Origin of the sequence: Histidinibacterium lentulum (genome assembly GCF_003789055.1) — a bacterium.
Classification (GTDB): Bacteria; Pseudomonadota; Alphaproteobacteria; order Rhodobacterales; family Rhodobacteraceae; genus Oceanicola; species Oceanicola lentulus.
Genome location: NZ_ML119082.1, coordinates 207523 through 220020, shown reverse-complemented (window position 1 = coordinate 220020; position 12498 = coordinate 207523). Strand labels below are relative to the sequence as shown.

General features: G+C 66.8%; 9 protein-coding genes. 1 reads left to right on the top strand and 8 read right to left on the bottom strand.

Annotation, left to right across the window (positions count from 1 at the left end):
* Positions 1-43 precede the first annotated feature (43 nt).
* The 7 genes from melA (EAT49_RS04075) to EAT49_RS04045 all read right to left on the bottom strand — a co-directional run bounded on the left by melA (EAT49_RS04075) (position 44) and on the right by EAT49_RS04045 (position 10424).
* A complete protein-coding gene (gene melA / locus EAT49_RS04075; protein WP_123641353.1) occupies positions 44-1531 on the bottom strand; it encodes an alpha-glucosidase/alpha-galactosidase in 1488 nt (495 codons plus the stop codon).
* A complete protein-coding gene (locus tag EAT49_RS04070) occupies positions 1528-3027 on the bottom strand; it encodes a tryptophan halogenase family protein (protein WP_123641015.1) in 1500 nt (499 codons plus the stop codon). Before EAT49_RS04070 ends, melA (EAT49_RS04075) begins: the two co-directional genes overlap by 4 nt.
* Positions 3024-4385, bottom strand: coding sequence for an alpha-glucosidase/alpha-galactosidase (melA, locus tag EAT49_RS04065; RefSeq protein WP_123641014.1), 1362 nt, complete (start codon positions 4383-4385; stop codon positions 3024-3026). The genes EAT49_RS04070 and melA (EAT49_RS04065) overlap by 4 nt, the downstream gene beginning before the upstream one ends.
* A complete protein-coding gene (locus EAT49_RS04060; protein WP_221181429.1) occupies positions 4382-6007 on the bottom strand; it encodes an ABC transporter ATP-binding protein in 1626 nt (541 codons plus the stop codon). The genes melA (EAT49_RS04065) and EAT49_RS04060 overlap by 4 nt, the downstream gene beginning before the upstream one ends.
* Before the next feature lie 8 nt (positions 6008-6015).
* Positions 6016-7215 carry an ABC transporter permease gene (locus EAT49_RS04055; protein WP_221181428.1) on the bottom strand — a complete coding sequence of 400 codons (1200 nt, stop codon included), beginning with the start codon at positions 7213-7215 and terminating at the stop codon, positions 6016-6018.
* Positions 7212-8240: an ABC transporter permease gene (locus EAT49_RS04050; RefSeq protein ID WP_123641012.1), complete on the bottom strand. Its 1029-nt coding sequence runs from the start codon at positions 8238-8240 to the stop codon at positions 7212-7214. The genes EAT49_RS04055 and EAT49_RS04050 overlap by 4 nt, the downstream gene beginning before the upstream one ends.
* A gap of 99 nt (positions 8241-8339) precedes the next feature.
* Positions 8340-10424, bottom strand: a complete 2085-nt coding sequence (locus tag EAT49_RS04045; RefSeq protein WP_123641011.1) for an ABC transporter substrate-binding protein — start codon at positions 10422-10424, stop codon at positions 8340-8342.
* Between the two features lie 182 nt (positions 10425-10606).
* Here EAT49_RS04045 and EAT49_RS04040 point away from each other — a divergent pair, with 182 nt between their 5' ends.
* A complete protein-coding gene (locus tag EAT49_RS04040; protein ID WP_123641010.1) occupies positions 10607-11533 on the top strand; it encodes a helix-turn-helix domain-containing protein in 927 nt (308 codons plus the stop codon).
* A 338-nt stretch (positions 11534-11871) separates the two neighbouring features.
* Here the strand turns inward: EAT49_RS04040 and EAT49_RS04035 are convergent, their stop codons facing one another.
* A complete protein-coding gene (locus EAT49_RS04035) occupies positions 11872-12498 on the bottom strand; it encodes a hypothetical protein (protein ID WP_123641009.1) in 627 nt (208 codons plus the stop codon).

Genomic DNA, 12498 nt, shown 5'->3' with positions numbered 1-12498 from the left:
TACCCCGGGAGGAGGGGGCCCGGGGCACCGCGGTGAGGACCCCCTAGGACACGGTCGTTCCGAGAGGTGCGGCGGGGTTCGCGGGGGCGGCCTTCGCGGCGCGCAGTTCCTCGACGCTGCGCACGTCGAGCCTCGCCGCGCCGGACCAGTCGCGGGTGCGGACCTTCGGCGACTTCAGCCGCTCGCGCGCCGCAGGGATCGCCTCGGCATATTGCGGCAGCCATTCGGCCTGGGCGACCAGCATCTCGTCGACCATCTGCCAGACTTCCTCGGGGGTGCAGATCGCGCCCACGAGCGGATCGTGCAGCACCGCCTGTTTCAGAAGCTCCACGTCGCCGGTCTGGGCCGCGCGTACCGCCATGCGCTGGACATGGACGCTGGCCGAGCAGGTGGCGGCGCAGGCCAGCGGCAGGTCGATACCCTCCACCATGTTGATCCCGAAGCGATCCACGAAGCCGGGGCTTTCGATGATGCAGTCGGCGGGCAGGGAGGGGATCACGCCGTTGTTGCGAACGTTGAAATGACCGCGGTAGACGCGGCCCGTTTCCAGCGCCTCGAGGATGTGGCTGGCGTGCTCGTCCGTGCGCTCATGCTGGGACAGGGGCTTTCCGGCCTCGTCCAGGAAGACGGGAAAATCCTCCTCGAACCAGTTCCGGTTCTCGGTGCAGTAGCGCAGGTAGCCGCCGGTCTCCCCGTGGATCCATTCGTCGGTGGAGATCCAGTTGACCACCTCGTCCGGGCGCTTGCGGTACCAGGGCAGGTATTCGGACAGGTGGCCGTTGCTTTCGGTGGAATAGACGCCGAAGCGTTTCAGCACGTCGATGCGCACCTTTTCCTGACGGCTGAAGACGGGATGGGCCTCGAAGGCGGCGATGAGCTCGCCCCGGCCGATCACGCGGCCCTTGTGGCGGATGTCGAGATACCAGGTCTGGTGGTTGATGCCGGAGCAGACGATATCGACCTCCTCCATCGGCAGCTTCAGCACGCGGGCGATCTGGCGGTGGCCGTTCTGGACGCCATGGCAGAGGCCGACGGTGTTCACGCCCATGTCGAGCGCGGCCCAGGTCATCATCACCATTGGATTGGCGTAGTTCAGCAAAAGCGCGCCCGGCTCGGCTACGGCGAGGATGTCGCGGCAGAAGTCCTGCATGGCCGGGATGCCGCGCTGGCCGTAGAGGATGCCGCCCGCGCAGATCGTGTCGCCCACGCATTGGTCGACGCCGTATTTCAGGGGGATGCGGATGTCGTCTGCGAAGGCCTCGAGCCCGCCGATGCGCACGCAGTTCATGACGTAGCGCGCTCCCTCCAGCGCGCGGCGACGGTCGGTGGTGGCGGTGATCCGGGTGGCGAGGCCGTTGACCGCCACGATCCGCTCGATGATCTGGCGGATCATGTCGAGGTTGTGGGCGTTGATGTCCGTCAGCGCGATCTCGATGTCCTCGAATTCCGCGACCTTGAGGATGTCGGAACAGAGCTTCTTGGTGAAGCCGACGCTGCCCGCGCCGATGATGCAGATCTTGAACGCGCTCATGCTGCTGTCTCCGTGGTCAGCGATTTGAGGAAGTGGCGGTGCGGCAGGCAGCGCGCGGCGGCCTGTCGGTAGTCCCGGACAAGGGTTCCATGGGCCGCGCGGGTGCGGTCGCGGCGGGCGGTGTCGCTTGCCATGGCGGCCTGCGCGACCTTGCGGTCCAGAAGGCCCAGTCCGTCGAGGACGGGGCGGTAGAGCTGCTCTTCCACATGGGCGAGGCCGAGGGGAAAGGGGGCGAAATCCGCCCGCTCCGGCAGGCGGGTCTGCCAGAGGGCGAGGCGGTCGGTCACCTCGGGCGGGTGGCTGGCGGCGACGTCGCGCCAGAAGGGGGTATCGCGGCGCTCGCTGACGTAGTGCAGGCGGATGAAGTCGCGGAAGTCGTCCACCTGCCGGGCCACGGCGGCATTGTAGCGGGCGGGGGCGGCGGGATCGCCCAGCCAGTCCGTCAGCATCATGAGCTGCACGACGGTGCCGTGGATCGAGGTCGCCTCGAGAGGTTCGAGGAAGGACGACGAGAGCCCGAGGGCCACGCAGTTGCCGCGCCAGGCGTCGCGAAGGCGGCCCGCGTCGATGCGGATGTCGCGGCGGGGCTCGATGGGGCGTCCGAGGGCGGCCTCGATCTCTCTCTGTGCGGCCTCGGGCGTGGTATGGGCGTCGGAATAGACATAGCCGCAGCCGAGGCGGCCTTGCGTCGGGATGCGCCACATCCAGCCCGCGCCCTGCGCCCAGGCGAGGGTCACGGGGTCGATCTCCTCTCCCTCGGCGAGGTCGAGCCAGAAGGGCATGGCCCGGTTGACCGGGAGCACATCGGCATAGCTGATCCAGTCCGCCCCGAGCGCGCCGACGAGGGCGCGCCGGAAGCCGGTGCAGTCGAGGAAGAAATCCCCCTCGATCCGTTGGCCGCTTTCGAGGGTGAGCGCCGCGATCCCGGCCTCTCCCGTCTCCACCCCCGCGACCTGGTCGTCGATCAGCGTCACGCCCCGGGCGCGGCGTTTCAGGAAAGCGCCGGCAAGGGCCTGGTCGAAATGATAGGCGTGGTGAAAGGGACCCGCCGGGATGAGCCGCCCCTCGCGGGAGGCAAAGGGCGCGCGGCGGGCGTCGATCAGGGCCTGGAAGAGATGCGCCTCGCCCACGGGCCGGCCCGCCGCCACCGCATAGGTGTGGAGCGGCAGTCCGGGCGTCAGGAGGTGCGGATCGTCGATCGGCCCGTCGTAGTGGTGGCCGAGCCTGCGCCAGTCCCTGTGACGGATGCCGTATTTGATCGTGGCCCCGGTCTCGCGCAGGAACTCCAGCTCGTCGATGCCGAAGTGTTTCAGCATCTGGCGGAAGACGGCGGTGGTGCCTTCTCCGACGCCGATGGTGCCGAGGCGCGAGCTTTCGATGACCGTCACCCGGCTGGCCTGACCGGCGCGGCGGGCCGCGTCGGTCAGCATCATGGCCGCCAGCCAGCCGGCGGTGCCGCCGCCGACGACCACGATATGGCCGGGCCAGGAGGTCATGACGCGCGGCGCACGCCCATGCGGGCGAATTCGGGCAGCCAGTCGTCATGGGCCACCAGAAGATCGTCCACGAGCGCCCAGATCTGCTCGAGATCGAGCTCGGCGGCCGTGTGGGGATCGAGCATGGCGGCGTGGTAGATATGCTCGCGGTTCTCTTGCACGAGGGCGGCCACGGTCAGTTCCTGCACGTTGAGGTTGGTGCGGATGAGGCCAATGAGCTGGGGCGGGATATCGCGCACGACCGTGGGCTGAAGGCCGGAGGCATCGACGAGCGTGGGCACCTCCACCGCCGATCCCTCGGGCAGCTGCGGGATGTAGCCGCGGTTGGGGATGTTGCCGTAGATCACGCCCGGCTCTCCGGTCACGACGGAATGCATGATCTGGCTGGCGTATTCGTCGCTGGGGGCCACGGTGATCTCGTTGGCCTCGCGATATTCCTTTGCCTGCTTTTCCCAGCGGGCGATCTGCTCGACGCAGCGCTTGGGATACTCGTCGAGGGGGATGCCGAATTTCTCGATGAGATCCGGGCGGTCGCGCTTGATGAACCAGGGCGTGTATTCGGCGAAATGCTCGGAGCTTTCGGTGACGAAATAGCCGAGGCGCTTCAGCATCTCGTAGCGCACCTTGTTGGGGCAGCGCGGGTTCCAGGAGCTGGGCTTGGGGAAGCGGCCCTCGGCATAGCCCTGTTGCAGCGCGGGGTAGAGATCGCGGTAGCTGCCGTCGGGTTGACGGTGCTCGAACTGCAGGAAGAAGGCCATGTGGTTGATGCCGCCCACGCGGTAGCGGATTTCCGAAACCGGGATGTCGAGATCGCGCGCCAGTTCCGACGCGGTGCCCTGCACGGAATGGCAGAGGCCCACCTGCCGGATCGCGGGGTATTTCGCGCCGATGGCCCAGGTGTTGATCGCCATGGGGTTGACGTATTGCAGCATGATCGCGTCCGGGCAGACTTCGGTCATGTCGGCGCAGAGATCCCAGAGCACGGGCACGGTGCGCAGACCGCGCATGATGCCGCCGATCCCCAGCGTGTCGGCGATGGTCTGGCGCAGGCCGAATTTCTTCGGGACCTCGAAATCCGTGATCGTGCAGGGATCGTAGCCACCGATCTGGAAGCAGACGACGACGAAATCCGCACCATCCAGAGCGCGGCGCCGGTCGGTGTAGGTCTCCACCGTCGCGGGCACGTCCAGGGTCTGAATGAGCTTGGCGACCACGATCTCCGATTCCTCGAGCCGCTTGGGGTTGATGTCCATGAGCCGGATCGTGGCACCCGCCAGAGACGGCCGCTGCAGCACGTCGCCCGCGATGTTCTTGGTGAAGACGGTGCTGCCCGCCCCGATGAAGGTGATCGTTGTCATGTCGCAATCTCGAATGCTGCGCGGACGAGCCGCCTTGTGTAGTCGGTCTTGGGGTTCACGAGCACGTCGCTCACCGGCCCCTCCTCGACGATTCTGCCGTTCTGCATCACCATCACGCGGTGACAGAGGGCTCGGACGACCTTGAGGTCGTGACTGATGAACAGGTAACTCAACCCCTTCTCCCGCTGCAACTTGCGGAGCAGTTCGATGATCTGGGCCTGGACGCTGAGGTCGAGGGCCGAGGTCGGCTCGTCCAGCAGGATGAATTCGGGCTCGAGCGCGATGGCCCGCGCGATGGCAAGGCGCTGGCGCTGCCCGCCGGAGAATTCGTGCGGGAAGCGGTGCGCGATGTTGTCGGGCAGGCCTGCGTCGCGCAATGCCTGCTGGACCCGTCCGAAGCGGTCGCGCGCGGTGGCGCCGAGGCCGTTGACGATCAGACCCTCCTCGATGATCTGGCGCACCGACATGCGCGGATTGAGGCTGGAGAACGGGTCCTGGAAGACGATCTGCATGCGGCTGCGGTAGGGCTGCATCTCCTTGCGGGACTTCGTCTCGATCCGGTCGCCCTGAAAGGTCACGCGGCCCTGGTTCATCCGGATGAGCCGGATCAGGGACTGACCGAAGGTGGTCTTGCCCGACCCGCTCTCGCCCACCAGGCCGAGGGTTTCGCCGCGCTTCAGGTCAAGGTTCAGCCCGTCGACGGCGTGGAGATCGTAATAGGTGCCGCGGAACGCGCCGCCCCGGCGCAGGGTGAAGCTGACGCGCACGTCCTCGCCCTGTAGAACGAGGGGCGGATTGCCGGTGAGGGGGGCCGCGACGCCCTTGGGGTCGGAGGCGAGGAGACGGCGGGTGTAGGGGTGTTTCGGGGCGGAGAAGATTTCCTCCGTCGGGCCGGCCTCGCGCACCTCGCCGTGCTGCATGACATGGACCTGGTCGGCGAACTGGCGGACCACGGTCAGGTCGTGGGTGATCAGGATGACCCCCATGCCGTGCTTGCGCTTCAGGTCGTCGATCAGGTGCAGGATCTCGGCCTGCACGGTCACGTCGAGGGCGGTGGTGGGCTCGTCCGCGATCAGCACGTCGGGCTGGTTGGCCAGCGCCATGGCGATCATCACGCGCTGGCGCTGCCCGCCGGAAAGCTGGTGCGGATACTGGTTCACCCGGCTTTCGGGGTCGGGGATGCGCACCTCGCGCAGAAGCTCGATGGCCCGCGCCCAGGCCGCGCGCTTGCCCATCCGCTGGTGCAGCACCAGCCCTTCGACGATCTGGCTGCCGACCCGGTAGACCGGGTTGAGCGAGGACATCGGCTCCTGGAAGATCATGCTGATGCGGTTGCCGCGCAGGCGCCGCATCTCGGCGTCCTTGAGGTGCGCCATGTCCTTGCCGGCGTAGAAGATGCGGGTGCGGTCGGCCACGCGGGCGCGTTTCGACAGAAGGCGCATGACGGCCCGCGCCGTGACGGACTTGCCCGACCCGCTTTCGCCCACCAGCGCCGTGGTGCGGCCGGGGTAGACGGTGAAGGAGACGTCGCGCACGGCCTCCACCTCGCCGCCGTCGACTGTGAAGGTCACGCCGATGTTGCGTGCGTCGATCAGGGGCTGAAGGGCGGCGGGATCGGTCACGGGCGGCCTCAATAGGGGTCGATGGCGTCGCGCAGCCCGTCGCCGAGCGCGTTGAAGGCGAAGACGTTCAGCAGCACGAAGCCCACGGGCGAGAGGATCCACGGGTAGGAGCCGATCACCGAGAAGGTGCCCGCGTCCTGCAGCATCAGCCCCCAGGAGATCATCGGCGGCTTCACGGCGAAGCCCAGAAAGCCGAGGAAGCTCTCCAGAAGCACGATGGTGGGAATGCCGAGGGTGACGGCGACGATCACATGGCTCATCACGTTGGGCAGGATGTGGCGCGTGACGATCCGCCCGTCGCTCGCCCCCACGGCGAGGGCCGCGCGGACATAGTCGACCTGCCGCAGCGCCAGCGTCTTCGAGCGCACCTCCCGGCTCAGCTGCGCCCAGCCGAGGCCCACGATCACCGCCACGACGAAGGTCAGGAACAGGCCCGAGGGCGCGGTGACGGGAATGAGCGAGGCGAGCGCGAGATAGAGCGGCAGTTGCGGGAAGGCGAGGATGATCTCCACGAAGCGCTGGAACCACTGGTCGAACCGCCCGCCGACATAGCCCGAGGTGATGCCCACCAGCGTTCCGATGATGGTGATCAGGGAGATGGAGGACAGCGCGATGGCGAGGCTGATCTGACTGCCGATGATCCCGCGCGAGAGGATGTCCCGGCCCAGCTTGTCGGTCCCGAGGATGTGGACCGGGCTTCCGTCCTCGGCGCCGAAGAGGTGCCGGTCCCAGGTCATCCCGAGGAAGGAATACTCCCACCCCCTGGCGAAGAGCACGATGCGGCGCGGATTGTCGTAGTCCGGCCCGAAGAGGGGCTGGAAGGTGACAGGGTCGAACTCTCCGGTCTCCACCGTCGCGAACGTGACGGGCAGGAGCCGCCATCCCGCTTCGGGCCCGTCGCCGGGGACATGCCAGCTGATCCGGTCGGGTGGCGCGAAGGGGATGGTCGGTTGCTTGGGGTCCATCGGCGCCATGAAGGGCGCGAAGAGGGCAATCAGCAGCAGGAGGCTGACCAGCGTCAGGCCCAGCATTCCAGGTACGGAGCGACGCAGGCGGCGCCAGACGAGCTTGCCGTAGCTCTGCCCTTCGCTCGAGACGGTGGAGACGCGGGTATCCTCGCCCTCCTCCTCGGGCTGCGGGGCGAGCATGTCGCCGTGGGCCCGGATCAGGGCGTCGGCGGGGTCGCGGGGGTCGGGTGTCACGGTCATCCGTCGTTCCCCACCCGGATGCGCGGATCGAGCACCGCAAGAAGGATGTCGGCGATGATGTTGCCGATGATCAGCGTGGCGCCAAGCACCAGAAGCAGCGTTGCGGTGACGTAGACATCGCCGATTCCCATGGAGGCCACGATGGCGGGCCCGACGGTGGCGAGGGCGAAGACGATGGCCACCTCGATCTCGCCGGTGAGCATGTAGGGCATGATCACGCCCTGATAGGCCACCAGCGGATGGAGCGCGTTCGGGACCGCGTGGCGCATGATGACGCGGCCTTCGGACAGGCCCTTGGCGCGTGCGGTCTCGACATATTGCTGGTTCAGCGTGTCGAGCAGGTTCGCCCGCATCACGCGCATGTTGTAGGCGAGCCCGCCCAGGGTGGCGATGAACACGACCGGCCAGACATGCTGGATCAGGTTCCAGAGCTTCGCCCAGTTGAACTGGAACGGCCCCAGCCAGTAGGGCTGCCCGCCGTAGCGCGAGGAATAGAAGCTGCCGAGCCCCTGCACGTCGAGCTGGAAGGCCAGCACGTAGAGGATGATCAGCGCCAGCAGGAACCGCGGGATCGTCATGCCCATGAAGGCGACGAAGGACAGCACTGTGTCGGTCCAGCTGTATTGCCGGGTCGCGGCGATGATCCCGAAGGAGATGCCGAAGAGCGTCGCCAGAAGATGACAGGCGAGCGCGAGCATGATGGTGCGGGGCAGGCGCTCGCCCACCACGTCGGCCACCGGCTTGTTGTAGAAGTAGGAATGGCCGAAATCGCCCTCGCTGAGGATGCCCCAGACCCAGCGCACATACTGGACCGGCAGTGGATCGTTCAGCCCGTGTTCCTCGCGGTAGCGCTCCGCAGCGGCCTCGGCGGCCGCGATCGAGGCATTGCCCTGGGTGATCATCTGGCTGCGGATGAAATCGCCGTAGTCGCCCGGCGGCGCCTGGATGATCACGAAGGTGATGACGCTCATGGCGAACAGCACCGGGATCGCCTGCAAGAGCCGGAAGCCTATGAAACGCAGCATGAGCAGCCTCTTTCTCGAGGTCGGGAAACGGGGTCGCCTGGCGGGTTCGGGGGCCGGGGGCGGGCGCGCCGCCCCCGGCCGGGTCGATGCGGGGAGCCGTCAGCCTGCGGTGATCGGCCCGTCCGAGCCCGGCGCCCCGGGCAGCGTGCCCGGATGCAGCTCATGGTCCTGCTGGGCCTCCGCGGGGACGAACACCCGCTCGCGGATGATGTTGTCCTCGGCCCAGTTGAACATGAAGATCGGGGCGCCCGGCGGGATGTTGGCGAAGCGCTTGTTGATGATCAGCGCGCCGGGATAGGCGGTCAGGCCCGGCCCGTAGACGTTCTCGGTGTAGATGCGCTGGAACTGTTTCATCAGCTCCGTCCGCTCTCCCGCGTCGTTGGTGGCGATCACCGCGTTGACGATGTCGGCAAGTTCCTGCTCGAAGGGCAGAAGGTCCAGCTCTCCCGCGTCGTTGGCCATGTGATGGCGCAGGGTGCGCGGGCCGGTGGCCGCGAGCTGGGGCGTGTTCTGCACCACCGTGATCAGCTCGGAGGCGTTGCGGAAGACCATCCAGTCATAGCGGCCGGAGTTCATCGCCGCGTCGCGGTCATTCCCGCTCAGGAGGTTGAGCGACACGCGGATGCCCGCCTCCTCCATCATCGCGATCACCCCCTCGGCGAGGTTGCGGTCGGTCTGGTAGTCGGCGTTGGCGAGCAGGGTCATCTGCACGTCCGCCCCGCCCAGCACGTCGGCGGGATGGTTCAGGAACCCGTTGCCGTCGGTATCCGTCAGCCCCGCCGCCTCGAAATGCGCGCGGGCGCTCTCGAGGGAGTAGGGATAGAACACCGTCGAGTCCGCGTCGTAATAGGCCGTGCCGGCATAGAGACCGCCGGGGTACTGCGCCGTGAACGGCCCGCGCACGAGGCTCTCGCCCAGCCGGACGCGGTCCAGCGCCTGGGTGACGCCGATGCGGAAATTCAGATCGCGGTTCAGCTCGCGGATCGCCTGGCCGCGCGCGTCGGGCTCGCCCCAGCCGTTGGCCGACATGTTGGGGTAGAGCGAATAGCCGATGGTCCGGGGGCCGAAGGCAAGCCGCGCGGGCGCGTCGTCCTCGGCCGACCGGCGCAGGGCCTCGACATAGTTCTCGGCCTGCTCGAGGTTCGAGAAATCGCCCGTCCCGGCCACCGCCTGCACGTCGCGGTCCGCCCAGGTGGACAGCCGGTAATGCATCTCGTTGAGGTAGGGGAGCTGGTTCCCCGCGTCGTCCACCTTCCAGTAGTAGGGGTTGCGGCGCATCACGACGATGTCGTCGGCGCGGTATTCCACGGGCACCCAGGCGCCCATCACCGGCATGCTCAGGTATTCGGGCGGGAAGGCGTTGCGGTATTCCTCGTAGGTGTTGTCCGAGAAGGCCGGGTGCTCCGGCTGCAGGATATGGCTCGGGCCGGGGCAGAAGGTGCCGTAGGCCATGGCATAGAGCACGCCCTCGGGCCGCGCGGTCGTGAAGGTGAAGGTGATCTGGTAGTCGCCGGTCTTCTCGAGCGTGGTGCCCGCGCCGAAGGTCTCCTGCGTCGCGCCGTTCAGGGGCGTGATCTCCGGGTCCATCACATGGTGGTCCCAGTAGAACATGGCGTCATCGGCGTCGAAGGGATCGCCGTCGGACCATTTCGCGCCCTCGATCAGGTTCACGACGAGCTGCATCCCGTCCTCGGACCATTCCCAGGACCGGGCGAGGTTCGGCAGCGGGGCGAGATCGCCCGGGTTGACCATGAAGAGCGGTCCGGTCCGTGTGAGGCATTCCGACAGGCCGATGTCGATGCCGCCCCAGCCCTGGCTCTGCCCGGCGATGTAGTTCCAGCCCTCGGGCCGGCCGCCGATCACGTGGCGCATCACGTCGCCGTAGGTGCCGACCCCGTCTGTCATGTTGGCCGAGGAATAGACCAGCGGCTCCGCGGGCAGGCGCTCCTCGACGGGGGGCAGAAGGCCTGCCTCGACGAAGGCGGTGACGAAGTCCGGCTCGTTGTAGCTGTCGAGCGCGCGATAGGTGAAGATGTCCGCCCGGTCGACGAAGACGGGCTCGCCCTGGGCGTCGAACACGGGCGCGGGGGGCGGCGTCGTGGGGCCGACCACCTCCGCCTGCAGCGCCAGCGGCGACACGCCGAGCAGGAGCGCCGCCGTCGCGGCGCGGGGATAGTGTCTCATTCTGAATCCTCCCTGGGGCTCCCGCGGAGCCCGGTTCTCTTCCGTCCCAGTGGCTCTTTGTCCGCCGGGCGCGGTCTCCTCCTCCGGCCGGCGGTTCGGTCAGATTGGGGCGCGGGAGCCGTTGCCAGCAATACTGGAACGCGACATTCTTTTCCGGGAATTCAAGATCGGGAGAGCTTGTGATGAGACCGGCCCCGAGGACCGCGTGGCGTGACGTGGAGGGCCGGGCGGCGCCGGCCCACGAGCGGCGGTTCTATGCGACGGACAAGGCGATCGGGCGGTTCGGGATCCGGCTCTTCGCGCCGGTGGCGATGGAGGCGCCGCACCGGCACGGGCATATCGAGGCGAACTTCCTGTCTGGTGCCTCGATGACCTACGATGTCGACGGGACCGAGATCGAGGTGGGGCCGGACCGGCTGGTGATGTTCTGGGCGGGCATCCCGCATCAGCTCACGCGGATCACGCCGCTGGGGGAGGGGGCGGTGCGGCTGGCGAACATCTACCTGCCGGTCGACAGCTTTCTGGTGATGCCGCACATCTCGCGGTTCCAGGTGGCGCTCCTCGGGGGGGCGGTGGTGGCGCTGCCGGGGCGGCTCTGCGACGGGGAGCGGGTGGAGGGGTGGTACCGGGACTACCGCTCGGGGGACGTGGAGCGGACGGAGGTGCTGAAGGTCGAGATGAACGCGATGATCCGGCGGGCGCAGCTGGAGCCGCTCGAGTACCTGCTGGCGCCCGTGGCGGAGCCGGGGGAGGGGCGGGGGCTGAGCTCGGTCCATGTGCGGCACGTGGTGGAGATGGTGCGGTTCATCATGGAGAACCTCGACCGGCCGATCAGCAACGCGGACGTGGCGGCGGTGACGGGGCTGCACCGGAACTATGCGCTGTCGATCTTCACGCAGAAGATGCGGCTGCCGGTGAAGCGGTTCGTGATCCGGATGCGGCTCCTGCGGGCGCGGGCGCTGCTGATGGAGAGCTCGATGGCGATCTCGAGCGTGGCCGAGCAATCGGGCTTCACCTCGATCAGCCAGTTCTACGTGCATTTCAAGGCGGCCTACGGGCTGACCCCCCAGGCGCTCCGGGCCGGGTACACGCGGATGGACCTGCGGTGAGGGGGCGTTACACGATGTAACGGGGGGTTAAGTGGTTAAGATTGTTGTGTAATGTGGGAAAAGGTGCAGTGGGGGCTAGGGAAGGGAGGTCGGTTGGTCCTCTCAGCGAATGCAGGGAGCTTGGTCGGACGATCAACTGCCACGGGCTGCTGCAGTCGACTTCTCTTCATTCCGCAAGGGCCACATTCTCCAAGGAGGTCCTCCAAACTCGACGGAGAAAGTCTGTTATGACCATGGCGAAGATGAAGACCACCCTAACCCTCGCTGAAGCGATGATCAAATTGCTTTCGAGATTGTTGTGATGGGCGCGCGCGGGCCGGGCCTACATGAAAACGGCGTCAGCCGGCAACCTGTGTGGGCTTTCGATTGACCTTCTCATGAAGGCGACAGAAGTGGACAGACAGCTTGAAGACGAACAGGTAGAACCCCGCCATGCTGAGTGTGAACAGTTTCTCGGCTTCACTACGATGGACCTCAATCGGCATCGAGTGCAAGTCGTCGAGTAGCGCGACGTGATCCTCGTCCAACGGACCGTCTGCCGGAATATAGAACATATTAGTCACTCGCTGCGCCTTTATGTCCGTCAGGCGAGAAGCGACTTTCTCGCCATCCAAGCCGTGCGCCTCGAACCGCTCAACGATCTTGGATAGCTTGACAATGGGCGCGAAGGTCACGTTAGGTGGCAAAACGCGGGTATTCTCGTCTGAAACGTCGCAGGAGTTGGATAGCACGATGCCGCGCGCCATCTTCAGATTGCCCGACTTGAACGAGAATATCTGGAAACCGCGCCAGCCATCGCCTTGAAGCATCTCTGCTGTGTAGCCGTCATAGCCCGCAGGAACGAAATAGCCTCTATCAGCCCCCTCAATTAGTTTCTTGAGTTCGGTCAGAAGAACCTTTTGATCCGGAGCAGCCGTCAGGTAGTAAGGAATGTGCTGGCGGAGGTCGTCTGCGTCAAAGGTCAT

Coding starts and splice junctions, on each gene's coding strand:
- EAT49_RS04055 (WP_221181428.1), bottom strand. CDS start 7,215: ATGACCGTGACACCCGACCCCCGCGACCCCGCCGACGCCCTGATCCGG.
- melA (WP_123641353.1), bottom strand. CDS start 1,531: ATGAGCGCGTTCAAGATCTGCATCATCGGCGCGGGCAGCGTCGGCTTC.
- EAT49_RS04045 (WP_123641011.1), bottom strand. CDS start 10,424: ATGAGACACTATCCCCGCGCCGCGACGGCGGCGCTCCTGCTCGGCGTG.
- melA (WP_123641014.1), bottom strand. CDS start 4,385: ATGACAACGATCACCTTCATCGGGGCGGGCAGCACCGTCTTCACCAAG.
- EAT49_RS04070 (WP_123641015.1), bottom strand. CDS start 3,027: ATGACCTCCTGGCCCGGCCATATCGTGGTCGTCGGCGGCGGCACCGCC.
- EAT49_RS04035 (WP_123641009.1), bottom strand. CDS start 12,498: ATGACCTTTGACGCAGACGACCTCCGCCAGCACATTCCTTACTACCTG.
- EAT49_RS04040 (WP_123641010.1), top strand. CDS start 10,607: ATGAGACCGGCCCCGAGGACCGCGTGGCGTGACGTGGAGGGCCGGGCG.
- EAT49_RS04050 (WP_123641012.1), bottom strand. CDS start 8,240: ATGCTGCGTTTCATAGGCTTCCGGCTCTTGCAGGCGATCCCGGTGCTG.